Below are 26,152 nucleotides of genomic sequence, written 5' to 3' on the forward strand. Positions count from 1 at the left end.
CCAAAAGCCCCCCGTGATGTAGGTCACTTGCCTTTTGTGGACGTTGCTGCTGTCCTGGTTACCGCTTGGAACGGATGAGATTTCAGATTTACTGACAGGCCTTCGCATCGCAATCGGCCGCCCATCGGCAGCGGTCTGACGGAGGGCCGTCCGGACGAGCGGGGGAAAGCTGTTGACGCACGTTCTGATTGATGATGATCTTCTTTGGCCCATTGAGCAGGGATCGGCCCCGCTCAGTCAGCAGCAGCGAGCAGTGTGGGCGGCGCAGCAGCTGAATCAGGACAGCGATCTCTATAACGTGCCGGTGGCTTTCCGTCTCAAAGGAATCATTTCCCGGGACGCGCTGGAAGACGCCCTTCGGCAGGTGTTGGAACGCCATCCGTTGTTACGGGTGTCCATAGGCGAATCGGAAGACGGCGCCCCGCGCCAGCGGGTCCGCGGCGTTCCGGCCGAGGTGCTGAGCGTGCACGACGTGACCGCGGGGGAACTCGACGGACGCATCACCGAGGCGGCCCAGGCGCCCTTCGGGCCGGACGCGCGGTGCCGGATGCGCGCCCACCTGTTCCGGGCCGCGCCCCAGGACGCCATGTTGCTGCTGGTCTTCGACCATGTGGCTGTGGACGCCGCCTCCATCCCCCTGCTCACGCGGGACCTGGCGGAGGCGTACGCGGCCGGCCCGCCGGAGGCCGGCCGGCCGGCTCGGCCGGCGCCCACGGCTGGGTACTTCGACTACCTCGCCGAACAGCAGGAGCGATTCGCCTCCCCGGAGGGGCGCCGGCAGGCGGAATTCTGGGGCAAGTATCTCGACGGGATGAACGCCATCGCGGCCCCCGCGCGACACGACCCCGGTGTTTCCCAGGGCCCTTCGCTGCGCACTTCCTCCGTTCCGGTCGAGCTGCCCGAGGATCTCGTGGCGGCCGGAGAGCGATTGCGCGTGACCCCGTTCTCCCTTCTGCTCTCCGCTCTCTCCGTAACGATGCAGCATTTTCTGCGGTCCGAGGACCTGGCGATCGCTTATCCGGCCGTGGACTGGCGTAGAGCCGAATACGACGGGACCGTCGGTCTGTTCACCGATATGCTCCTTTTCCGGAGCATCCCCCATGAGGAACTGAGCCTGCAGCGATATGTGCGGGCGGTTCAGGATTCCCTTTTCGAGTGCTTCGATCACCAAGAAGCTCCTCTGGACCGGTTATGGGCGTGCATGCGTGCGCTCCAGGCCCGGGGAGGGCATTCAGGGATTCCCGTGATGCTGTCCCTGAACGACGCGCCCGGGCCCGAACTCCGGCTTCCGGACATCGAGGTCGAGCGAATCCGACTGGCTCCCCGTGACGGCAAGGCGGACCTCCTGCTCTCCGTCGACATGGTCGGGGCCGAGATCAGCGGCCGGCTCCACTTCAAGACCCGGCTCTACGACGCCGCCACGGCCCGGCGTATCGCCCGGGCCTTTCAGACGGTGCTCAGGCGAATTCTCGCGGGGTGGGACGGCCCCGTCCGCGCCGTCGAGCTGGCCGCGGCGGAGGACCGCTCCCGGGTACTCGACACCTGGAACCCCCGTGCCGTGTCGGAACCCGACCAGTCCGTTCCCGCGCTGTTCGAGCGGCAGGTGGAGCGGTCACCCCACGCCGTCGCCCTGATCGAGCAGGGACGCCAGGTCACCTACGGGGAACTCGACGCGATCAGCCGGGACCTGGCCGCCCGCCTCGCCGGCCTGGAGCTGCGCCGGGGGAGCCCGGTGGCGCTGTGCCTGCCCAGGTCGGTCGGGTTCGTCGCCGCGGCACTGGCCGTGCTCCGCTGTGGCCTCGCCTTTCTGCCGGTGGACATGGAGCAGCCCGCGCGCAGACGCGCGTTCGTGGTGTCCGAGGCGGGGGCCGCCGCGGCAGTGGTTCAGGGGGCCACGGGGACCCCCGGGCTGCCGGCGACACTTCCGCTGGTCGACCTCGACCTCGACCTCGACGCCGACACCGCGTCCCACGCCGACACCGCATCACACGACACCGCACCCCACGCCGGCGCGGCCGGCCCCGGTCCCGGCCCCGGGACCGGGATCGAGTTCGAGAACGTCCCCGTCTCCGGCGGGGACCCGGCCTACCTCATCACCACCTCGGGCAGCACCGGCATGCCCAAGGCCGTGACGGTGCCGCACCGGGCGCTCGCGAACAATCTGAACTGGAAGCGCCGCGACTTCGGCTTCGGTCCCCAGGATCGCTTCTACTTCAAGACACCACCCGTGTTCGACGCCTCCCTGTGGGAGTACCTGGCTCCGCTCACCGTCGGCGCGCTCGCCGTGATCGCCCCGCCTGCCGCGCACCGCGACCCGGCCTCCATGCTGCGGCAGATCAGGGAACACGCCGTGACCGTGGTGCAGTTCGTCCCCACGCTGCTGAAGGCCGTGCTGGCGGAGCGGGGGCTGGCGGAGTGCACCGCCCTGCGCTGGGTGTTCTCCGGTGGGGAGCCACTCGACTCGTGGGTGGTCGACGCCGTGCACCGGGCCTGTGGCGCCCGGACCGTCAACCTCTACGGCCCGACCGAAGCGGGCATCGAGGCCACCTTCCACGAGGCCTCGCCGGGCGCGGCCGACGGGCCGTCCGTGCCCATCGGCCGCCCGATCCCCGGCGCCCAGGCGTATGTGCTCGGACCGGGCGGCCAGGTGCTGCCGCCGGCCTTCGTGGGGGAGCTGCACCTCGGCGGGGTGCCGCTCGCCCTCGGCTACGCCAACCGCGAGCGGCTCACCCGGGAGCGCTTCCTCCCCCATCCCTTCGACGATCACCCGGACGCGCGGCTGTACCGGACCGGGGATCTGGCCCGATGCCGGGAGGACGGCGTCCTGGAGTTCCTCGGCCGCGAGGACGCCCAGGTCAAGGTGCGAGGTCTGCGCGTCGAACTGGACGGGATCCGCGGCCTCGTCCTCCAGCACCCCGGGGTGAACGACGCCGTCGTCACCGTCGGCCCCGAGCGCGATGACACCTTGCTGGTCCACTTCGTGTCATCGGGGGACATCGGCGTCGCCGAGCTGCGCGCCCACCTCGCCGACCGCCTCCCCGCCGAACTCATGCCCACCCACCTCCTCCGCCTGGCCGAACTGCCCGTGACCGCCACCGGCAAAGTGGACACCCGAGCCCTGCCCCGGCCCGAGGAAGGGCAGGAGGTCGCGGCCCACACCGCCCCCCGCACCGTGCTGGAGCAGCGGCTCGCCGGGCTGTGGGCCGAAGTGCTGGGAGTGGGCGGTGAACGGGTGCCGCGCGACGTCAGCCTGTTCGAACTGGGCGGCAGCTCGCTCACGCTGATCCGCCTCCACCGGCTGCTCCGGCAGAGGATCTCGGCCGACATCCCCATCACGGACCTGTTCAAGTACCCGACCGTGGCGGCTGTCGCGCGCTCGCTCAGCCGCCGCTTCGAGGACGACGAGGGACGCGTATGACGGTTCAGCAGGAAGAAAAGTCCATCGCCGTGATCGGTATGGCCTGCCGTTTCCCCGGAGCCGACGACACGGACGCGTACTGGGCCGGCCTCCTCGCGGGCGAGACCTCCGTGGTCAGGCTCACCGACGAGGAACTGCGGGCCAGGGGCGTGCCCGAGGCCACGCTGTCGAACCCGCGGTACGTGCCGGTCGCCGGGCTCCTCGACGGCATCGACCTCTTCGACGCCGCGTACTTCGGCATCGCACCCGCCGAAGCGGCCGCGATGGACCCCCAGCACCGGCTGTTCCTCCAGGAGGCCGTGCACGCGCTGGAACACGCGGGCCTCGCCGACCCCGGCGCCGGCCGGCGGGTCGGGGTCTTCTGCGGGGCCGGCGAGAACCGCTACGCCGCCCTCCTGCCGGAGCCGGAAAGCGGCGCCAGGACGCACCGCGGCGTGTCGGACACCCCCGCCGCGCTGCCCCTGCGCGTGTCCTACCACCTCGACCTGCGCGGCCCCAGTGTCTACGTCAACAGCTTGTGCTCCACCGCCCTGACCGCAGTCCACCTGGCCAGGCGCAGCCTGCTGGCGGGGGAGTGCGACGTCGCCCTGGCCGGGGCCGTGTCGCTCCGGCTCCCGCAACACCACGGCTACCAGGCCGTCGACGGCGGCGCCATGTCGCCGGACGGACGGCTGCGGCCCTTCGACGGGGCGGCCACGGGAACCGTGCCCGGCAGCGGCGTCGGCGTCCTCGTCCTCAAGGGCCTGGCGCGCGCCCTGCGCGACGGGGACACCGTGCACGCCGTCCTGCGCGGATCCGCGCTCAACAACGACGGCGCGGACCGGCAGAGCTTCGCCGCGCCGAGCGTGCGGGGACAGCGGGACGTGGTCCTCGCGGCGCTCGCCGACGCCGCGATCGATCCCGCCACCGTGGGCTACGTGGAGGCGCACGGCACCGGCACCCCGCTGGGCGACCCGGTCGAGCTGGCCGCGCTCAGGGAGGCACGCGAACACCTCGGCGTCACCACCCCCTGCGCCGTGGGCGCGGTGAAGTCCTCGGTGGGACACCTGGACACCGCGGCCGGCATGGCCGGGATCATCAAAGCCGTGCTGGCCGTCCGCGAGGGCGTGGTGCCCGCCACGGTGGGGCACGACGAGCTGAACCCCGACATCCACCTGGACGGCAGCGGCCTCTACATCAACACGCGGACGCGACCGTGGCCCCTGACCACCCACCCCCGCCGCGCGGCGGTCACCGCCCTGGGCATGGGGGGTGCCAACGCCCACATCGTGCTGGAGCAGCCGCCCACGATGCCGGCCACGCCACGGCACACCGGGGCCGACGCCGGCGCCGAGCCGTGGACGCCGCAGGTCTTCCCCCTGTCGGCCCACGCGCCCGCCTCCTTCGACCGCCTCCGTGAGCGGCTCGCGCAGGCCGTCACGGCAGCGCCGCACCCCCCGTCGTACGGCGATGTGGCCCTGACGCTCCAGCAGGGCCGGGTCCACCGGCGGCTGCGCCGGGCCTGGGTGGCCCCCACCTTGGCGGCCCTGGCCTCGGCCCTGCGCGAGGACGTACCGCCACTGCCGCGCGGGCCCGTGGTGCTGGGTGTCGACCTCCGCGGCGAGGCCCCGTACGCCCCCGGTGCGTCGCCCCTCGCCCGCCTGCCGCGGTTGCGCGACGCCCGGGAACGCCCGGGCCCCGCCGCCTTGGAGGAGCGGGCGGCCTCGGCGGGGGAGGAGTTCCGCACCGCCTGTGGCGCGCTTGAATCCCTGGCCGCCCTGGGGGCCGTGCCCGACGCGCTGGTGGCGGTGGACGGTGGCGAGTACCCGGCGTTCGCCTTCGCCGGGGCGCTGCCCTGGGACGTGGCACTGCGCTGCGCGCTGCGCCACGCGCAGGCCGTGGAGGCGGCCCTGGCCGGTGGGGACCTCGGCGCCTGCGACGAACTGTTGGCACGGATCCAGGAGGAACTCGCCCGAGCGCGGATGTCGCCGCTCACCTGCGAACTGCGCTCCCTGACCCTGGACACGACGCTGCCGGCGGGCGCGGTGCCGCCCGCCGACCACCTCCTGGAGGTGACCCGGTCCGCCGTCATGGGACCGGCGGAGGCCGCCCTCCCCGCCGGGGTGCCGAACGTCGCCGCCGCGGTCGCCACCTGGGAGGACTGGCTGAGGCTGGTCGCCCACTGCTGGGAGCGCGGCGCCGAGGTGTCCTGGGAGACCCTGCGCGGCCCCGCGCCGGCCCGCCGCACCCCGCTGCCGCTGTACCCCTTCGACGCGGTACGCCACTGGGGCGCCGCCGCCCCGGCACCCGCCCCGCCGACACCGGCCGCCCAGACACCCGCTGCCCCGGCACCCGCCCCGCCGACACCGGCCGCCCAGACACCCGCCGCCCCGGCACCCGCCACGCCGACATGCGCCCCGACCGCGCCCGGCGGCCCAAGCCCCACCCTCCCGAGCCCCGCCCCGGCGGCCGCCACGCCCGCCGACACCGTGACCGAACTCGCCGGAATCTGGCGGGACGTCCTCGGCGTCCCCGAGGTCCGGCCCGACGACAGCTTCTTCGCCCTGGGCGGCCACTCGCTGGTGGCCTCCCAGGTCATGGTGAGGATCCGGGAGCGCTTCGACGTCAGGGTGTCCCTCGGCGATCTGCTGGAGGCCGAGACCCTGGCCGGCATGGCCTCGCTCGTGGACGAGGGACTCACCTCCATGCGTCTCTACGCGGCCCTCACCTCGACCGCCGACGACCGGATGGGAACCGTGGAACTGTGAACGTCACGAGCCTGCTCGAACGGCTGCTGGGACAGGGCGTCCGGATCACCGCCCACGGCGACCGCCTGGCCGTCTCCGCCCCCGAGGGCGCCCTGAGTGACGAACTGAAGGAGACCATCAGGGCGAACCGGGACGGCATCCTCCAGTTCCTGCGCGAATCCGAGGAGGAGGCCGCCCGCCGCGCGGTGCGCATCGAGCCCGTGGACCGCGGCGCCCCCATCCCCGCCTCCTACGCCCAGCAGCGGCTGTGGCTCGTCGAGCAGACGGCCACCGACCTCCCGGTCTACAACATGTACTTCGCCCTCGAGCTGCGCGGCGACCTGGACATCGGCGCGCTGCGCGGGGCCGCCCAGGACCTCGTGGACCGCCACGAGATCCTGCGGACCGCCCTCGTGGAGACCGGCTCCGGGCTGGTGCAGGACATCCGGGACCGGTGTCCCGCCGTCTTCGTGGAACACCAGGCCGGCCCGGACACGCACGACGACGTGATGTTCTCGATCGTCGCCACCCGCTTCCAGCTCTCCTCCGCCCCCCTGATCCGCTTCGACCTGGTGCGCGCCGGCGACTCCCACTGGACCTTCGTGGTCACCCAGCACCACGTCGTCTCCGACGGATGGTCGACCGGAATCCTCAAGAAGGAACTCTCCGAGCTGTACACGGCGAGGGTCGAGGGCCGCCGCCCCCAACTGCCCGAAGTGTCCGTTCAGTACGCCGACTACGCCGTCTGGGAGCGCGAGTGGCTGGAGGGCGAGCTGGCGGAACGGCAGCGCGACCACTGGCGGCACGCCCTGGCGGACCTTCCGCCGCTGCTGGAACTCGTCCCCTCCCGCCGACGCGAGACGATCCAGAGCTACCGGGGCTCGGCGCTGGCCTTCCGCTACGACACCGACCTGCTGGCGCGGGCCCGCCGGCTGTGCTCCGACACCGGAAACACCCTCTACGCCGTGCTGATCGCGGCCTACTCGCTGCTGCTGTCGCGGATGACCCGCGAGGACGACATCGCGGTGGGCAGCCCCCTGGCCAACCGGCCCTACCCCGCGCTGGAGAAGACCCCCGGCCTCTTCTTCAACTCCATCACCATCCGCACCCGGATCGACGAACGCCAGACCGTCCGCGAGTTCCTGGCGGCGGTACGGCGCACCACCTTCGAGGCGTTCGCGAACCAGGACCTCCCCTTCGACCAGGTCGTGCGGGCCGTGGCACCCGAGCGCAGCAGCTCCCACTCCCCGGTGTTCCAGAACATCTTCATCCTGCAGACGTATCCGGGGGAGCGGCTCACTCTGCCCGGCGTCGACGTCGCCCCGGCGCCGACGCCCTTCTACTCCGCCCAGTACGACCTGATGTTCAAGCTCCGCGAGGACGAGGACGGGCTCGACGGGCTGCTGGTCCACAACGACGCCCTGCTGGACGGGGACGACGCGCGGCGCGTCGTCGACTGCTTCCGGCGGCTCGTGGACCACATGTGCGCCACCCCCGACGCGCCCCTCGCCGACCTCTCCCTCATGGACCCGGAGAGCGCGGACCTCGTCGAGCGCTGGAACGCCCGGACGCGCCGCCCCGTGCCGCCCGAGCCCGTGCACGAGCGCATCCTCCGCCGACTGGCCGAGGACCCGCGGACCCCCGCCCTGACCTTCCGCGGGCGGAGCCTGACCCGCGGCGAGCTGGCCGACGGCGCCGGGGCGGTGGCGGCGGGCCTCCGGGCCGCCGGGCTGTGCCCGGGACAGCGGGTGGGCGTCATGGTGCCGCGCTCGGCCGAGCTGCTGGCCGTACTGCTGGGGATCATGTCCGCCGGAATGGTCTACGTACCGCTGGACGGCGCGGCCCCCCAGGCCCGCGTCGACGCGATGCTGGAATCGGCGGAGTGCGCCGCGCTCGTCCTGGGGGACGCGTACGCGCACAGGTGCCCGGACTTCTCCGGACCGCGCCTGCCCGCGCCGGACCCGACGCGCACGGCCGCGGACGCCGGCCGGCCGACCACCGCGCACGCCGGGCGGCCGACCGCCCCGGAGGACTCGGCGTACATCGTCTTCACCTCGGGCTCCACGGGCCGGCCCAAGGGGGTCGAGGTCACCCACCGCAACCTGGCCAACCTCTTCGTCGCGCTCGACGAGGCCGTCCCGCTGCCCCCGGAGCCGGTCTGGCTGGCCGTCACGGCCGTCACCTTCGACATCGCCGTCGTCGAACTGCTCTGGACCCTGGCGCGCGGCGTCCGCGTGGTGCTCGCGGAGTCCTCCGAGAGCCTGCGGCTGATGACGCGCGCCGAAGGGCAGCCCGAGCCGCTCGGCGTGCCCGAGCTCATCCTGACCGAGGGCGTGACGGCCCTGCAGGCCACCCCGACCATGCTGCGGGGCGTCCTCGGGCTTCCCGACGGCGCGAGGGCGCTCGCCCGGCTCGAACTCCTGATGGTCGGTGGCGAAGCCCTCGACCACACCCTCGCCCAAAGCCTCAAGGACCTGGGCATCCCCCGCGTGCTGAACATGTACGGGCCGACCGAGACCACGGTGTGGTCCACCTGCTGGGAGGTCCCCGCCGAACCGCCCGAGCGGATCCTCGTCGGCAAGCCGCTCGCCAACACCGCGGCCCACGTGGTCGACGCCCGGCTCAACCCGGTCCCGGTCGGGATGTACGGGGAGCTGGTGCTGGCCGGCGCGGGCGTGGCCCGCGGCTACGCCGGCAGCCCCGACCTCACCGAGGAGCGCTTCCCCGCGCTCCCCGCCCTGTGCGGTCAGGGGCGCGCGTACCGGACGGGCGATGTCGCCCGCAGGCTCCCGAGCGGAGACCTCGAACTCCTCGGCCGGATCGACAACCAGGTCAAGGTCAACGGTTACCGGATCGAGCTGGAGGAGATCGAGCGGGCCCTCAACTCGCTCCCCGGGGTCGCCGAGTCGGCCGTGGCCGTGCAGCGCGGGGAAGGGCGCGCCGCGCTCGTGGCCCACTGCGTGCCGCGGCCCGGGGCCGTGCTCGACGAGACGGCCCTGCGCGGGGCGCTCGCGGCCCTGCTGCCCGACCAGATGCTGCCGGCCGCCTTCGCCGCCGCCGCGGCCCTCCCCATCACGCCCAGCGGCAAGATCGACCGCAGGGCCCTGCCGCCGGTGCCCCTCGGCGGCGTCGAACAGGTCGTGACCGAACCCGCGAACGACACGGAGAAGCGGCTGCTGGAGGTCTGGCGCGAGGTGCTCGGCAGCGACGCCGTCGGACCCGCCGACGACTTCTTCCGGTCCGGCGGCACCTCGATCCTGGTGGCCCATCTGCTGACCAAGGTGCGCGAGCGGGTGGACGCCGACGCCCGGATCGTGGACCTCTTCCGCTACCCCAGCGTCCGGGCGTACGCGGCCCACATGAGCGGTCGGGCGGACCCCGCCGCGCCCTCCGGCCACCCCAGGACCGCCGACCCGCGGGGCCGGCACGCGGCGCGGCTGCAGCGCAGGCAGCAGGTGGCGCGCAAACAGCGGCTGCGGGCCGCGGAGGGCGCGGCCGACAGCGACTGACGCCCGCCCCGCCGCCCACGCCCCGCCGCCCACGCCCCAGGACCTATCGCACCGAGGACCGACCGCACCGAGCGGAGACCGAACCATGACCGCCGACCTGCCCGAAGACCACGAAGACGACGACCCGGCCGTCGCCGTGACCGGCATGGCGTGCCGCTTCCCCGGCGCCGACTCGCCGGCCGAGTTCTGGGAGCTGCTGCGCGACGGGGCCGACCCCCATGAGGACGTCCCCCACGAGGAGTTGCGCCGCGCCGGGCTGCTCGACCGGGCGCTGCGGGACCCGTCCTACGTCGCCGCCCGCAAACGCTTCGCCGACGTCTCCCTCTTCGACGCGGAGTACTTCGGCATGACCCCCGCGGAGGCCGCCGTCACCGACCCGCAGCAGCGTTTTCTGCTGGAGACGGCGGTCCACGCCCTCGAGGACGCGGGGCTCGGCCGGGCGGGACGGGCCCAACGCATCGGCGTCTACATCGGCCTGAACCACTCCGACTACCTGCTGCGCAACGTACTCGGCCACCCCGAGGCGGTGGAAACCCTCGGCTGGCACCGGGTGCTGATGGGCAACGACCGCGGCCACACCGCGACCAGCCTCTCCTACCGCCTCGGCCTCACCGGGCCCAGCGTGGCGGTGGACTGCGCCTGCTCGTCCAGCCTGGCCGCGGTGCACCAGGCCTGCCGGGCCCTGCTGGACTACGAGACGGACGCGGCCCTCGCCGGCGGAGCCGGCATCAAACCGGCGGACCTCGGCTACCCCTACGTCGAGGGCGGCATCGGCTCACCCGACGGCCGTTGCCGACCCTTCTCCGCCGACGCCCGGGGCACCGTCTTCGCCAGTGGCGTCGGCCTCGTCGTGCTGCGCCGGCTGACGGACGCGCGGGCCGGCGGCGACCGGATCCTCGCGGTCATCCGGGCCAGCGACATGAACAACGACGGCGACCGCAAGAGCGGCTACACCGCGCCCAGCCCCACCGGCCAGGCCGAGCTGATCGCCTCGGTGCACCAGCTGGCCGGCATCACCGCCGACCAGGTCTCCTACGTGGAGGCCCACGGCACGGCCACGGCGCTCGGCGACCCCATCGAGGTCAGCGCCCTCACCGAGGCCTTCCGCGAGACGACCGACGCCACCGGCTTCTGCGCCATCGGATCGGTGAAGAGCAACATCGGGCACCTCGACTCGGCTTCCGGCATCGCCGGACTGATCAAGGTGATCCTGGCGCTCCGGCACCGCACCCTGCCCCCGACCCTCGGCTGTGAACGCACCAACCCGCACATCGACTTCACGTCCTCACCGTTCCGGGTGAACACCACCCTGCGGCCGTGGACGGCGCCGGGGCCCCTGCTCGCCGGTGTGAGCTCCTTCGGCGTCGGCGGCACCAATGTGCACGTCCTCGTCGAAGAGGCGCCACCCCCATCCGCGCCGCCGCCCGGCGAGGCGGCCGAGAGCGAGCCCGCCCTCACCCCCCTCCCGTTCACCGCGAGGACCCCGGCGGCCCTGGACGCCTTCGAGGCCCTGCTGCGCGCCCGACTGGCCACCCTGGACCCGCGCGACGTGCCCGACGCGGCGGCCACGCTGCTCACCCGGCGCCGGGCCCACCCGCTGCGGCGGGCCCTGCTGTGGCGCCCGGACCGCGAGCCCGTGACCCTCGACGGCACGGCTGCCGGACCGGACACGGCCGACCGACCGGTGGCCTTCACGCTCCACCACCGCGAGCTCGACCCCACGGCGTACCGGTCGCTGCTGGACCGTCAGCCGGCCTTCCGCCGCGCCGCCGAGCGGCTGACGGACGCCTTCGGGGCGCGCCACCCGGCCGTGGTGGTCGCGCTCGGCTGCGCCGCCGTGTGGGCCGAGCACGGGGTGCGCCCGGGCGCGGTGGTCGCCGACCGGGAGAGCCGGGCGGCCGCCGCCGTGCTGACCGGGGTGCTCGACGAACAGGAGGTCGCCAACGTCCTGGCGGCCCTGGCCGCGGGGCGGCCCGTGGAGGAGGCGCTGCACGGGGTGCGGGCCCGTCCGGCCCGCGTCCCCTGGTACGACGCCGACGGCGCGGAGCTGTGCGCGCCGGGCCGTCGCCCGGATCTGGCGGCGGTGTTCGGCGGCGCCCCGGCCGCACCCGGCACTCGCACCCTGCCGCCGCGCGTGGCCGCGGTGGTGGCCCTGGCCCCGGCCCCGGTCTCCGCCCGGGACCGGGTCGTACCCCGCGTCTTCGAGGGCGCCTGCCTCGTCGCCGCCGCCGAGGACACGCGCCCCGGTGACGAGGCCCTGCGCGCCGCCCTGGCCCAGGCGTGGGTCACGGGGCTGCGGATCGACGAGGCGTGTGTCACCCCTCCCGGCCCCGGACGCCTCGTCGACCTGCCCCCGTATCCGTTCGACCGGCGGCGGCACTGGCTAGACCCGGTACGGGACCGCGACGAGGCGCCCGCGCCGGCCGAGGCACACCGGGGGCGATCCGGCCCGGGCGTCGAGGAAGCGGGTGTCGAGGAAGCGGGTGTCGAGGAAGCGGGCGTCGAGGAAACGGGCGTCGAGGAGGCGGATGTCGAGGAAACGGCCCGCCGGATATTCGCCCAGGCCCTCGGCGTCCCCGGGGTGGCGCCCGAGGACGACCTGTTCGCCCTGGGCGGGGACTCGCTCCTGGCCACCCGGATCGTCAGCCTGGCGCGAGCCCGGTGGGCGCAGGCCGTGCCGCTCGGCTCCTTCCTGCGGGACCCGTCGCCCGGCAACCTCGCCCGGCTCGTACGCGCGGCCACCCCCGAACCCCCCACCGCGCCCGAACCCCCCACCACGCCCGAGCCGCTCACCGCCCCCGGCGGTTCCCACGGCGGGGTGGTGTCCGTGACACCCCTCCAGGAGCGGTTCCTCTTCCTCAGCGAGATCGAGGGTGCCGCCGAGGCGTACAACGTCCCGGTGCTCGCCGACCTGTCGGGACCGCTGGACGTCGAGGCGCTGCGCGCCGCGCTGACCGATGTCGTGGCACGCCACGAGAGCCTGCGGGCCGCCTTCCGGATGTCCGAGGACGGGCCCGTCCAGGTGATCGCTTCCGACGTGGCCCTCGACGTGCCCCTGATCGACGTCCCGGACGAGGACTCCCTGCGGCGCGAGATCGCCGTGCTCCTCGATCGGCGCATCCCCCTGGACCACGCGCCCGTCCTCGCCGCGCGGATCTTCCGCACCGCCCCGGATCGCCATGTGCTCGCCCTCGCGGTCCACCACATCGGCGCGGACGCCCGGTCCACCGGCATCCTGCTCCGGGACCTGTACGCCTGCTACGAGCGGCGCACCGGTGGCGCGCCCCGCCCCCTGCCGCCCGTCGACGGCCTGCTCGCGGCGCATGTCCGGGCCGAAGCGGAGTGGCTGAGGTCCGCCGAGGCCGACCGCCAGCTCCGCTTCTGGCGGGGGCGGTTGGCGGATCCGCCGGAACGGCTGGAGCTGCCGGGCGACCGGCCGCGCGGCGCCGGGCGCGACTACACCGGCGGCAAACTGGACTTCACCGTGTCGGCCGACCTCACCCGGCGCGTCCGGGGGCTCGCCGAGGCCGAGCGCACGACACCCTTCGCGGTCGTGCTCAGCGCCTTCCTGCTGCTGCTCGGCAAGGTGGGCGACCGCCGCGACCTCGTGGTGGGCATGCCCGTGTCGGGCCGCCACCGGCCCGGGACGGAGGACCTGGTCGCCAACCTGGTCAACACCCTCCCGCTGCGGGCGCGGATCGACACCGACGGGGACTTCCGCGACCTGCTGCGCGCCACCACCGCGCGCGTGACGGAGGCCCTCGACCACCAGGACCTGCCCGTCGAAGTGCTCGCCCGCGAACTCACCCCGGCGGGCCGGCTCGACACCGCACCTCTCTTCCAGGTGCTGTTCAACATGCTCAGCCTCGACGCGAGCGTGCCGCCGGGACCCCCGGGCCTCCACACCCGCCCGCTGCCCTTCGACCGCGCCACCAGCCCGTACGAGCTGTCGCTCGACTGGTGGCTCGACCGCGACGGCGCCATCGCGGGCCGGTTCGTCTACGACAGCCTCAGGTTCGAGCCGGCGACGATCGCCGGCTGGCGGGACGCCTTCACCCACCTGCTCGACACCGTCACCCGGGCTCCGGACGCCGCCCTGTCGAGCGTGCCGGCGGAGCCGGAGGCCGCGGCCGAGAACACCCGGCGCGCGCTGACCGGGCCCGTCGTCGCCGTCCCGGAGCGCGCGGTCCACGCGGTGTTCGCCCGGCGGGCGGCCCGCGAGCCCGAGCGGCTCGCGGTGACCGACGGGCGGCTGTCGCTGACCTACGGCCGCCTGGCCGACCTCTCGGCCGGGCTCGCCGATCTGCTCGGCTCGCACGGCGTCGGCCACGGGGACACCGTCGGCGTCGCGATGGAGCGCGGTGTTCTCGTCGTGGTCGCCGTGCTGGGCGTGTTGCGCGCGGGGGCGACACCCGTCCCGTTCGACCTCACCCACCCGCGCCGCCGGCTCACGGCGATGGCGCAGGACTGCGGCGCCGCGATCGTGCTGTGCGCGCGGAAGGAGGACGCGGACTTCGCGCCCGCCGCGCAGGCGGTGGAGATCGACCTCGCCACGCTCCCGGCCCGCGACGAAGCCGCGGCAGGCGGCGTGGCAGGCGACGCGGTGGACCTGAACACCGGCGCCTATGTGACCTACACCAGCGGCACCACGGGCGTGCCCAAGGGCATCGAATTCCCCCACCGGGCGCTGGCCAACCTCATCCACTGGGAAACGGCCGGCTACGCCACCGACCGCCGCTGGCTGCAGTTGGCGTCCTTCGGGTTCGACGCCTCCTTCCACGAGACCTTCGCCGCCCTGTGCTCGGGCGGATCGCTGCACATCGCCGACGAGGACACCAAGCACGACCACGACGCGCTGGCCGCCTTCGTCGCGGAGCAGCGCGTGGAGAAGGCGATCCTCCCGGTCTCCCTCCTGCACGCCCTCGCGGCCCGGTTCGAGCACGACCCCTCCGCCTTCGGGTCGCTGAAGGAGATCGCCTCCACCGGCGAGCAACTGCGGTTGAGCGCGGCGCTCGTGTCGTTCCTCAAGGCGCTCGGCGACTGCCGGCTGGTCAACAACTACGGCCCCGCCGAGACGCATGTCGTGACCTCGTACCGGTTCAACGGGCCACCGGACGGCTGGCCGCAGCACGCGCCCATCGGCGCCCCCATCCAGAACGTCACCCTGCGCGTCCTCGGCGGGGACGGGCGGGACCTGCCCCGCGGGTCGCAGGGCGAGCTGGTCATCGGCGGCACCTGCGTGGCCACCGGCTACCTGGGCAAGCCGGAGCTGACCGGCGAGAAGTTCCCCGAGGGGGACGACGGCGGCCGGGTCTACCGCAGCGGGGACCGCGCCCGCCTGCTGCGCTCCGGAGACATCGAATTCCTCGGCCGGGGAGATCAGCAGGTCAAGATCCGCGGCTTCCGGGTGGAGCTCGGGGAAGTGGAGATCGTGCTCCGCGAGGACCCGCGGATCCGCGATGTCGCCCTGATCGTGGGCGGGCCCGAGGGCGACCGGCGGATCGACGCCTACCTGGTCGCCGCGCCGGGCACCGCGCGGCTGGTCGAGCGGACCCGGGCCCGGCTGCGGGAGCGGCTGCCGGCGGCCATGGTGCCGTCCTCCTTCACCCTCGTCGACCGCCTGCCGGTGAACGTCAACGGCAAGGTGGATCCGGCGCGCCTGCCCGCGCCCGGGTCCGGCGTCGGTGAGCGCGCCGAGGACCCGGCGGGCGACGAGGTGCTGGACGGGGTCCTGGCGCTGTTCCGACGCGTCCTCGACCGCCCGGATCTCGGCCCCGACGAGGACTTCTTCGACGCGGGCGGCCACTCGCTGCTCGCCACCCGGCTGATCCACGCCGTACGGGACCGCTTCGGTGTCCGTCTGACGGTCCCCGAGTTCTACCGCCGCGGCACGGCCCGGGCGGTGACCGCGGTCGTGGCGGCGCGCGGCGGCGGAGCCGGCACGGGAGCCGCCGAGGAGGAGCTGCCGCCCGCCCCCCCCGCCCCCGCCCCCCTGCCACCCGGCCTGCGGAGGCCGGCCGGCCCACCGTCGGCGGCCACCCAGAAGACCTTCGTGTTCGACGCCGGACCACGGCTGGACACCACACGCCTGCGGGCCGCCGTCGGTGCCGTACTCGACCGCCACCCCGTGCTGCGGCTGCGCGTCGGCGCCGACGGCCTGGCCGCGGTCGCCGAGCCGGACCCGGCCGCCGCGGCCGTGCGCCCCCTGGTGTGCCCGGACGAGGTCCCCGCGCGGGACGCGCCGGCGTGGGTCTACGACCAGGCGCAGGCGGTCGCGATCGACGCGCGCCGCGACCCGTTGCTGCGGGTCGCGGTGGCGGAGGTGCCCGGGCGGCACACCCTGCTCTCGATCACCGTCCACCTCCTCGTGCTCGACGGGCTCGGCCTGGTGCGGCTGTGCCAGGCCATCGCCGACGCGTACCGGGAGCCCGGGGCCCGGCGGCAGCCGGACGACGGGTTCCTGCGCTACCTCGCGTGGCGCAACGCGCTGACCGGCGGGGAGCGCGCGGCCGAGGCGGCGGCCGTGTGGCGGCGGCTCCTGCCACCGCCCGGCGGCACCGGGGCCACCCCGCGGCCACCGACCCCCGACCGCCGGGTCAGCCGTCAGTCCTGGCGCCCCGGACCGGCGTTGCACCAGGTGCTCGGCGCCCGCTGCGCGGAGCACCGGGTCACCCCCTTCGTCCTGCATCTCACCGCCGTGGCCACCGCCTTGTCCTGGGCCCAGGGCAGCGAGCGGGTGTGCCCGGCGGTGCCGCTGGACGGGCGGCCCGGCCCCTCGCTGGACACCTCGATCGGCGGCTTCGCCAACGTCGTCCCCATGCCGCTGAGCGTGCGGGCCACGCAGCCACTGATCCGGACCCTGGACGCCGTACGCGAGGTGTTCGACCAGGTGCACACCGTGCGCACCCTGCCGTACGCCGACCTGGCCATGGCCGACCCCGGCCTGATGGCGTTCGACGACCTGCCCGTGGTGTTCAACTACGCCAGGGACGACGAGGAGACGATCCACCTGGGGGAACACCCGCTGCGGGCGGTGGGCCCCGATCCGCTGACGCCCGGCCAGCGGCTGCACTTCACCGTCGTGGACTCCTCCGCCGGGTTCCGGGCCCAGGTCAAGTACGCGCACGACACGGCCGAGCCGGGCGACTCCCGCCTGCTCGGCCTGTACCGCCACGCCCTGTACGCACTCGCCTTCGAGCCCGACGCGACCCCCGCGGCACTCGGCGGGATGGCCCAGACACCGGCCGTGGATCCGGACAGCGTCATGGAGCGCATATGAGATTCAGCCTGTTCTTCTTCGCCAACGGTGACGCCGCCGCCGAGCAGTACCGGTTGCTGCTGGAGGCCGCCCGATTCGCCGACGCCGAGGGCTTCTCGGCGGTGTGGACCCCCGAGCGGCACTTCCACGACTTCGGCGCGCCCTTCCCCAACCCCGCCGTCACCGGGGCGGCCGTCGCGGCCGTCACCTCCCGGGTGGACGTCCGGGCCGGAAGTGTGGTGCTCCCGCTGCACGACCCCCTGCGCGTCGCCGAGGAATGGGCCGTCGTGGACCAGATCTCCGGCGGCCGCGCCGGCGTCGCGATCGCCTCGGGCTGGAATCCCCAGGACTTCGTCCTCGCCCCCGGCAACTACGCCGACAACAAACGCGCCATGCGGGAAGGCGTGGCGGAGCTGCGCGCCCTGTGGGCCGGGGAGGCGGTGGAGCGCCAGGGGCCGCGGGGAGAGGCGCGGCGGATCCGCACCCACCCCAGGCCCCGCCAGGAACACATCCCGCTGTGGATCACCGCGGCGGGCTCCGCGGAGACCTTCACCTGGGCCGGCCGCGAGGGCTGCGGCGTACTGACCCATCTGCTCGGCCAGTCCTGGGAGCGCCTGGAGGACAACCTCGTCGCGTACAGCGAGGCGCTGGAGGCGGCCGGACACGGCGTCGAACAGGAGAGAGTGAGCGTCATGCTGCACACGCTCCTCGCCGCCGACCAGGCGGAGGCGGTGGCGACCGCGCGGGGACCGCTCACCGAGTACATGCGGTCCTCCATGAGCCTGTTCGGCCTCAAGTCGCCCGAAAGCGCGCCCGGTCAGGTGGCGCCGGAGGCGCTCGCCGAACTGCTGGACCACGCCTATGAGGAATACGCCCGGACCCGCTGCCTCATCGGCTCCGCCGACAGCTGTCTGCCGCTGGTCGAGTCGCTCGCGGAACTGGGCGTGGACGAGATCGCCTGCCTCGTGGACTTCGGGGTCGGCACGGACCAGGTGCTCACCGGGCTGAAGACGCTGAGCCGGCTCAGGGAGAGGTGCGCGGACCTGTGAACACCGGCGCCACATCGGCGATGTTCAGAGAACTGCGCACCCGACCGGGGGAGACCCGGGCCCGGGCGGCGCGGCCGGACGTGACCTGCTTCCTCATCCACCACGCGGGCGGCTCCGCGGCCGCCTTCGCCGACTTCGCCGAGTTCTTCCCCCCGTCGTGGCGGCTGTGCGCCGTCGAACTCCCCGGCCGCGGGCTGAGCGCCGGGGACCCGCCGTGCCGGAGCGCGGCCGAAGCGGTACGGGCGCTGGCGCCCGCCCTCCTGGACGGGGAGATCCGGCCCTGGGCCGTCTTCGGACACAGCATGGGCGGCCTCGTCGCCTATGAGCTGGCCCGTGAGATGGAGCGGTGCGGCACACCGCCGATCTGGCTCGGCGTCTCGGGCCTCCCCGCCCCCCGGCTGGTGAGCGACCGCTTCACCGAGCGTCGCGACCTGTGGCCGCAGGAACGGCTGGTCGCCTTCATGCGAGGGCTGGGCGGCACCCCGGAGGAGCTGCTGGAGAGCCCGGACGTCGTCGAGTACATGGTGGAGGTCCTGCGCGGCGACCTGGCCATCGTGGACACCTACACGTACGCGGACGGACCCCCGCTGGGAATGCCGCTGTCCGTGCACTCGGGCCACCAGGACCCCCTCGCGACGGGGGACACGCTCGAAGGCTGGCGCGCACAGAGCACCGCGCGGGTGGAGTTCCACTCCTGGCCGGGCGGCCACTTCCAGCTGTACGACCGGCCCGGGCCGTTCGCGCTACGCATGGCAGAGGACATCGACAGGGCACTCGCCGAAGATCGCGACCCGGCGGGAAGAAAGGCATGAGTGAGCAGTGGTGACTGAGGGACATTCCGCTCCACGCGATGGCGGCGGCAAGGCACGGAAAATCGCGGGCGCAGCCCTTCCGCTCTATCTGACGATGATCGCCTCGTCCGCGGGCTCGCTGGTGGACACCGCGCTGCTCGGGCGGCAGGGCGCGACCTCGCTCGCGGCGTTCGCGGTGACCGTGGCGGTCTTCAACCCCGCCGTCGCGGCCATCTCCGGCGCCATGCGCGGGGTGATGCCGTTCGTGGCCGCCAAGGACGACGACCCGGACGGCCTGTTGCCCGTGGTGCGCAACGGCATGTGGCTGGGCGTCTGCGTGGGGCTGCTCGGCGCCCTCGCGGTGGCTTCGGTGCCCTTGATCAGCCGGCTCAGTGGTGTTCCCGACTCCACGCTCGACGCGTTGGGCGCCTTCCCGTACATCCTCGCCTGCAGCGCGCTGGTCACCTCCATCGGCGCCACCGCCACCTCCACCCTGGTCGGCCTGGGGCAGGGGAAGCTGGTGATGCGGGCCGGCCTGACCGGCACCGCCGCCGCGGTCGTGCTGAGCCTGATCCTGGTCGGCGGCATCGGGCCGTTCGACGGACTGGGCCTGCCGGGCGCCGGCATCGCGATGGTGGCGTCCAGCCTGACCAACGCCACGCTGGCGCACATCGCCCTGCGCCGGTCCACGGTCCTGGCCGGCCGGTCCCTGCGCCTCGGGCGGCCGCATCCGCGCGAGGTGATCAGGCTCGCGGGGGTGGGCATCCCCCTCGCGGCCACCGTGCTCATCAAGTTCGCGGTGCTGGGCGTCCTGGCCATCGCCGTGGCCCGGATCAGCAGCGACGACGCGGCGGTCCACAGCATCTCGGTGTCCCTGGTCAACCTGATGTTCACCGCCGCTGTCGCCGTGGGGCAGGCCACCGTGCCCCTGGCGGCCAAGTACGTCAAGACCGGTGATGTGCCCGAGGTCCGGCGGGGAGTCCTGGCCGGCGTCTGGGTGACGTGCTGCGCGGTGTTCGCCCTCGGCACCCTTCTGGTGGTCCTGCGGGAGCCGGTGACCTCCCTGTTCACCAAGAACCCCGGCCTCCAGGACGACGTCCTGGCGATGCTCCCGTTCGTGCTCGTCGTCGTGGTGACGGACGCGTTCCAGGCGGTCTTCGGATTCGGCCTCATCGCGATCAAGCGGACGGTGCCGAGCCTGGTCACCTTCGCGGCGTGCTACGGCGCGCTGGCCCTGGCGGCGGTCCCCATCGCCTCCGCGGGCGGAATCCACGCCGTATGGGCCACCCTGGCCTGCGCCAACGCGCTGCTCGTCGTGGGCCAGGCGTTCTTCTTCCACCAGCGCAGCGGCAGGCTGCGCGCGGTGGAGCCGGAGCCGGCGGCCGCCTGAGCCACCCGGCAGGACAGCCGTGCCACCCGGCAGGACAGCCGCGCCGCCCGCGTCCCACCACCTCCCCGCCGTATCCGTCCGTCATGAACCCGGAGGACCCAGTGCCGGACACCGCCCCCGTCCCCGACCCTCCACGCAGCCTCGTCGACATGTTCGAGGCGACGGCAGCCCGCCACCCCGACCGCCCCGCGGTCAGCGACAGCGAACAGAACCTCACCTACCGCCAGTTGAGCGAGCGGTCCGACGCCCTCGCCGCGTACCTCGAAGAGCACGGGGTGACGACCGAGGACCGCGTGGCGGTGTACCGCCCGCGGTCGGCGGAGCTGTTCGTCGCGATCCTGGGCATTCTCAAGGCCCGTGCCGCCTATGTGGCGGTGGACATCCGCTACCCCGACAAGCGCCGCGACCTGATGATCGAGCGATCCGGCGCCAAGGCGGTCATCACCGCCCCCGGCTGGGCCGGCCGCCTGGCCCATCTCGGAGCCGACGTCATCGAGTGGCACGGCGAGCCGGCCGGCCCCTCCCGGCCCGCCGGCCCGCGGCCCGCGCCCGACAACGCCGCCTGCGTGCTGTTCACCTCCGGATCGACCGGCGTGCCGAAGGCCTTCGTCCTCGAACACGGCAACCTGCTGGCGTTCGCGCGCAACCCCGTGATGCCGGAGCTGCTGCCCACCGACCGGACCAGCCAGATCGCCAGCGTGTCCTTCGACGCCTTCCACTTCGAGACCTGGTGCAGCTTCGCGTACGGAGCGCAGATCGTCGTGATGCCCTCCATGCCCGAGTTGCTCGCCTCCGATGTGCGGCGGGAGCTGGAGAGCCGCCGCATCAGCGTCATGATCGCCCCCACGATGGCGTTCAACCACCTGGGGCGCGAGAGTCCCGAGACGTTCTCCTCGCTCCGTGTGCTGCAGGTGGGCGGGGGCGTCATGCATGCCGCCGCCTGTCGCGATGTCCTCGACGGGGGCTTCAAGGGCTCGCTGTGGAATCTCTACGGCCCCGCCGAGACGACCACCGGCTGCAGCGTCCACCAGGTGGAGGCGGTCGGCCCCGGCGAGGACTCGGTGCCGATCGGGCGCCCGCTGGAGGGCTTCCGCCTCTATGTGCTCGACGCCGACCGCCGCCCGGTGCCCACCGGAGAGCCGGGGGAGCTGTACGTCGGCGGCCCCGGCGTCTCGCGGGGCTACATCGACCAGCCCGAGCTGACCGAGCGGCGCTACCACCCGGACCCGTTCGCGGCCGACGGCAGCCGGATGTACGCCACCGGGGACCTGGTGCGCGAACGGCCGGACGGCGTGTTCGAGTACATCGGGCGCGAGGACGACCAGGTGAAGATCCGCGGCTACCGGGTGGAGCCCGCCGACGTGGAGCGCACCCTCTCGAACCACCCCGCCGTCAAGGAGGCCGTGGTGGTGGTCACCGGTACCGGCCTCGACCTGAGCCTGGTCGCCTTCGCGGCGGCCGACGACGGGCTCACGCCCCAGGAGCTCACGTGGTACGCGGAGCGGGAGCTGCCGGACTTCATGGTGCCCAGCCGGGTCCTGGTACTGCCGATGCTCCCCGCCAACGAGAACGGCAAGCGGGACGTGGCCGCGCTGGAACAGCTGCTCGCCGACGAGCTCCACCGGCGCACGGAGGTGAGCCCCCCGGCCGAGGGGACCCAGCGCTACCTCGCCGATCTGTGGCAGGAGCTGCTGGGGGTCGAGCGGATCGGCGCGGAGGACGACTTCTTCGGCGTGGGAGGAAACTCGCTGCTCGCCTACCGGACCCGGCAGCGCGTCCAGCGCGACCTGGGGATCTCGATCGGTTTCCGCGAGATCATCAACCATCCGGTGCTGAGCGAACTGGCCGCACGCATCGACGCGACACGCTCCGACGGCCCCGGCCGGGAGGCCTGATGCGACGCGTCGCCGTCGTCCACGACATGGGCGCCGCGAGCGTCCTCGACGTCGCCGCCGCATTCGAGGGCCTCGCGACCCCGGTGTTCGTGTGCCCCGAGTCGCGCACCATGGAACAGCCGAGAGAGCTCATGGACGAGTTCGGCATCCTGTGCGACATCGCGGGGCTGGACACGAGGGAAGCGGCCGCCCGGCTGAGGGCCTGCGCCCCGGACGCCATCGTCACCTACAACGACTACCAGCTGGAGCGGACGGCCGAGCTGGCCGCGGAGCTGGGGCTGCCCTTCCACTCCCCGGACGTCGTACGGGCCCTCACGCGCAAGCACCTCCAGCGCGAACTGCTCAACGCGTGCGGCGCCTCCGCGGTCCCCACCCGGCTGGTCGGCGATCGGGCGACGGCCCTGCGCGCCTTCGAGGAGATCGGTGGCCCCGCGGTCCTGAAGCCGGAGGTGGGCACGGGAAGTCGCAGCACCTACCGGATCCGGACCGCCGAGGAACTGCGCGACGCGTGCGCCGAGATCTTCCCGACCACGGGAGGGGCCACCCACGAGGACTTCGTCCTGGAGCGGGAAATCCCCGGCGGCTCCGGGAAAAGCCCCTGGGGTGACTACGTATCGGTGGAATCCGCGGTCCAGGGCGGGCGGGTGGAACACATCGCGGTGACAGGGAAGTTCCCCCTGGCCCCTCCCTTCCGGGAGTCCGGATCCTTCCTTCCGGCCGCACTCGCGACGCGGGACCGGGAAGCGGTGCTCGACCTCGCGACACGCGCCCTCAAGGGCCTGGGCGTGAGCCTCGGAGTGTGCCACACGGAGATCAAGCTCTCCCCCCGGGGGCCGCAGGTGATCGAGGTCAACGGACGGCTCGGAGGCCTCGTCAACGACCTGCTGACACGCACGGGTGACCTGAACGCCGTGGAGATCGCCGCCCGCCTGGCCCTGGGCGAGAAGGACCCGCCGGCCGGCATCGACGCGTGGGAACCGGACCGGGTCTCCTTCGTCTTCGCCAAGGTGCCGCCGATGGAGGCGACACAACTGCTGAGCCTGGACGGAGCGGACGACCTCCAGGCCATGCCGGAGATCTCACGCGTCATGGTCCAGCAGGAACCGGGGGCGCGCATCGACTGGCGGCGCGGGAGGCTGGGGCACACCCTTGTGTGCTACGGGGCCACCCGCACCCATGACGACTTGGCCCGATTGCTGACCCGGATCAACAACACGGTGCAGGTGACATACAAGTGACGGGTGGAACACTTCAGCCGATGCGCGGCAAGGTCGTGAGATCCTTCTCGGGCATCTTCCCCGGGGCCGCCGACCCCGCCGTGCCGGTGGTGACGCTGTTCAGCGGCGGCCTGGACAGCACCTACCTCCTGAACCGCCTGGTCGCGATGGGTGCCACCGATGTCCACGCGGTCACCGTCGAGCTCGGCGAGGGAGAGTCGCACGAGGCCAAGCAGGAGATCGCGGACCGACTCGGAGTCCGGCTGCACGTCATCGACGGCAGGCGGGAATTCGTCGAGGACTTCATCCGGCCCGCCATAGCCGCCCAGGCGGTCTACCTCGACACCCACCCCATCAGTTCCTCACTGAGCAGGCCGCTGATCGCCAAGCTGGCCCTGGGCCTCGCCGAGGAGCTCGGAGCCCACACGATCCTGCACACCGCCAACCGGTCCCAGAACACCTTGCGCCGGCTCAACGGCGCTTTCGAACTGCTCGGATTCCCCGGACGCTACGGCAGCCCCTACGACCTGGACCCCGTGGACCGGGAGCAGAAGATCAGGGAGCTCAAGGAGGTCGGGCTGGCACACATGGGCGAGCGCGTCGTCAGCGGTGACTCGAACCTCTGGTGTCGCGAGTTCGAGTCCGGATTCCTGGACGACCCCGAGGACTACGAGGTGCCCGAGGATCTCTACCAGTGGAGCAGGGTCGGCGCCACCGACGCGCGCGACCGCCTGGAGATCGGCTTCGCCGGCGGTGTCCCGGTCTCCGTCGACGGAACCCCTCTGCCGCTCGACACACTGATCGCGACACTGAACCCGCGCGTGGGCTCCCACGGCCTGGGGCGCTACGCCGGGCTCGAACACCTCGACAGCGGCGTGAAGGTCCTGGAGATACGCGAGATGCCGGCGGCGTGGCTGCTGCTGCGCTCGTACCGCCATCTGGAGAGCGCTGTTCTGCGCTCCGAGACGATCCGCGAGAAGATGCACCTCGAGCAGCTGTGGGTGCGCGAGGCGCTGGAGGGCCGCTGGTACGGCGAGCTGCGCCGAAGTGCCCAGTCGTTCATCGACTCCTGCGCCGCGGACGTGACCGGCACCGTCCGGTGGCGGCTGGACGCCGGCCACGCGGGCATGGACGCCGTCATCGCGAAGCGGCCGCTGTATCTGCGGAACCGCGAGGACTGGGAGAAGGCGTCGGTTTCGTCCGAGCGATCCGCGGTGCGGTGACCTCCCGGCCTCGCCGTGGAAAATTCTTGAACGAGCGGTCACGATCGATTAGCCTGCTCTCCGTGGGCAGGACGAGGGAGTTCGATACGGACGCGGCCTTGCGGGCCGCGATGGAGCTGTTCTGGCGGCAGGGCTACGAGGCCACCTCGATGCAGGAGTTGGTCGATCATCTGGGGCTGGCCCGGGGCAGCGTCTACGGCGCCTTCGGCGGCAAGCGCGAGCTGTACCTCGCCGCGCTCGACCGCTACATCGAGGACACCCAGGGGGAGTTTCTCAAACGTCTGGCCGCGCCGGGCTCGGCGCTGGAGGCGGTCCGCGGCCTGGTCCGGCACTACGCCGAGATGGCGTTGGAGGACGACGAGGTCAAGGGCTGCCTGCTGACCAACACGGCGGTCGAACTGCCTGCCGACGTGGCGGTGGGCCGACGGGTGGAGTCCACCCTGGAGATGATGGAGACCGCGCTCGCGACGGTCCTGACCCGGGCTCACGCGCTCGGCGAGCTGCCCGCGGGCAAGAATCCCGCGGCGCTGGCCAGATTCCTCGTGACCCTGCTCCAGGGCATCCGCGTGGTCGGGAAGACACCGGGGCGCCGGCGATTCCTCGACGACGCCGTGGAGCAGGCCCTCGCCGTACTGGACTGAGCCCGCTGTCACAGGCCACCCGGAGCCTCGGGGTGGCTCGTCATGCCCGCTTACTTGAATGATCGGTCATGAATTAAGGAGTGTCATGAGCGGTGTGCACACCATTCCCACCGACGCGGAACTGGCCGCGTCCCTGGACGGCGACTTCACCAGCGATCACGCCGAGGTCAACGGCGTCGTGCTGCACCATGTCACCGGAGGGCAGGGGGAGCCGTTGGTGCTCCTCGGCGGCTGGCCGCAGACGTGGTGGCAATTCCGCAAGGTCATGCCGGAGCTGGCGCGCCACTACCGGGTGACCGCCGTCGACCTGCGCGGCATGGGAGGCTCCGCCAAGCCCGAAACGGGCTACGACAAGCGGACGATGGCGGGCGACATCGCCGCCCTGATCCAGCACCTCGGACACCGGTCGGCGTTCGTCGCCGGGCACGACATCGGCGCCTCGGTGGGCTACCACCTCGCGGCCTCCCACCCCGGCGCGGTGCGGCGCCTGGTCACTCTCGACCTGGGAGTACCCGACGCCTCCTGGCTGGAGATCCCCATGCTGCCCGCCACCGACGAGCAGGTCGCCGCGCTGACCGAGGGCCGCGGCGGCTACCCCTGGTGGTTCGCGTTCAACCAGCTCCACGGCCTGCCCGAACAACTCCTCGCCGGCCGCTTCCGGCACCTGATCGACTGGCTGTGCGCACACATGCTGGCCGACCAGGCGTCCATCGAGGAGGAGGCGCGCAGGATCTACGCCCACGCCTACGACTCCCCGGATGCCATCCGCGCCGGCAACGGCTGGTACCGGACGATGCGCCAGGACGTCGCGGCCCTGGCCACCTACGGCCCGGTCACCACCCCCATCCTGACGCTGGCCGGCGAGTCGAGCTACCCGGCCCTGCGCGAGCAGATGGGACCCGACAAGGGCACCGACATTCAGGTCGTCGAGGTGAAGGACAGCGGACACTACCTGCCCGAGGAGGCTCCGGACGCCGTCGTCGAGGCCGTCATCGGGTTCTGCGGCTAGAAGTCCGGAACGGGGTGGCGAACAGC

General features: G+C 73.1%; 12 protein-coding genes. All 12 read left to right on the forward strand.

Annotation, left to right across the window (positions count from 1 at the left end; translation table 11 throughout):
- Nucleotides 1–172: 172 nt before the first annotated feature.
- Nucleotides 173–3,418 (forward strand): non-ribosomal peptide synthetase, encoded by a 3,246-nt coding sequence (locus tag ABFY07_RS00085; RefSeq protein WP_346172407.1) that lies wholly within the window; start codon nt 173–175, stop codon nt 3,416–3,418.
- The gene (locus ABFY07_RS00090) at nt 3,415–6,165 is read left to right on the forward strand and encodes a beta-ketoacyl synthase N-terminal-like domain-containing protein (RefSeq protein ID WP_346172408.1); all 2,751 of its coding nucleotides are present in this window, start codon (nt 3,415–3,417) and stop codon (nt 6,163–6,165) included. The genes ABFY07_RS00085 and ABFY07_RS00090 overlap by 4 nt, the downstream gene beginning before the upstream one ends.
- The gene (locus ABFY07_RS00095; RefSeq protein ID WP_346172409.1) at nt 6,162–9,653 is read left to right on the forward strand and encodes a non-ribosomal peptide synthetase; all 3,492 of its coding nucleotides are present in this window, start codon (nt 6,162–6,164) and stop codon (nt 9,651–9,653) included. The genes ABFY07_RS00090 and ABFY07_RS00095 overlap by 4 nt, the downstream gene beginning before the upstream one ends.
- 85 nt (nt 9,654–9,738) lie before the next feature.
- The gene (locus ABFY07_RS00100; protein ID WP_346172410.1) at nt 9,739–16,932 is read left to right on the forward strand and encodes an amino acid adenylation domain-containing protein; all 7,194 of its coding nucleotides are present in this window, start codon (nt 9,739–9,741) and stop codon (nt 16,930–16,932) included.
- Entirely contained in the window at nt 16,929–17,960 is a 1,032-nt protein-coding gene (locus ABFY07_RS00105; RefSeq protein ID WP_346172411.1) for a MupA/Atu3671 family FMN-dependent luciferase-like monooxygenase, read from the forward strand. The genes ABFY07_RS00100 and ABFY07_RS00105 overlap by 4 nt, the downstream gene beginning before the upstream one ends.
- Nucleotides 17,945–18,772: a thioesterase II family protein gene (locus ABFY07_RS00110; protein ID WP_346172412.1), complete on the forward strand. Its 828-nt coding sequence runs from the start codon at nt 17,945–17,947 to the stop codon at nt 18,770–18,772. The genes ABFY07_RS00105 and ABFY07_RS00110 overlap by 16 nt, the downstream gene beginning before the upstream one ends.
- A gap of 94 nt (nt 18,773–18,866) precedes the next feature.
- Nucleotides 18,867–20,141: an MATE family efflux transporter gene (locus ABFY07_RS00115; protein WP_346172413.1), complete on the forward strand. Its 1,275-nt coding sequence runs from the start codon at nt 18,867–18,869 to the stop codon at nt 20,139–20,141.
- An 83-nt stretch (nt 20,142–20,224) separates the two neighbouring features.
- Nucleotides 20,225–22,036, forward strand: a complete 1,812-nt coding sequence (locus ABFY07_RS00120) for a non-ribosomal peptide synthetase (protein WP_346172414.1) — start codon at nt 20,225–20,227, stop codon at nt 22,034–22,036.
- The gene (locus ABFY07_RS00125) at nt 22,036–23,274 is read left to right on the forward strand and encodes an ATP-grasp domain-containing protein (protein ID WP_346172415.1); all 1,239 of its coding nucleotides are present in this window, start codon (nt 22,036–22,038) and stop codon (nt 23,272–23,274) included. The genes ABFY07_RS00120 and ABFY07_RS00125 overlap by 1 nt, the downstream gene beginning before the upstream one ends.
- Nucleotides 23,275–23,294: 20 nt before the next feature.
- Nucleotides 23,295–24,476, forward strand: coding sequence for an argininosuccinate synthase-related protein (locus ABFY07_RS00130; protein WP_346172416.1), 1,182 nt, complete (start codon nt 23,295–23,297; stop codon nt 24,474–24,476).
- A gap of 62 nt (nt 24,477–24,538) precedes the next feature.
- A complete protein-coding gene (locus ABFY07_RS00135; RefSeq protein ID WP_346172417.1) occupies nt 24,539–25,117 on the forward strand; it encodes a TetR/AcrR family transcriptional regulator in 579 nt (192 codons plus the stop codon).
- Nucleotides 25,118–25,202: 85 nt separating this feature from the next.
- Nucleotides 25,203–26,126 carry an alpha/beta fold hydrolase gene (locus ABFY07_RS00140; protein WP_346172418.1) on the forward strand — a complete coding sequence of 308 codons (924 nt, stop codon included), beginning with the start codon at nt 25,203–25,205 and terminating at the stop codon, nt 26,124–26,126.
- Nucleotides 26,127–26,152 lie beyond the last annotated feature (26 nt).

Origin of the sequence: Streptomyces sparsogenes subsp. cuspidosporus (assembly GCF_039532705.1) — a bacterium.
Taxonomy (GTDB): domain Bacteria; phylum Actinomycetota; class Actinomycetes; order Streptomycetales; family Streptomycetaceae; genus Streptomyces; species Streptomyces sparsogenes.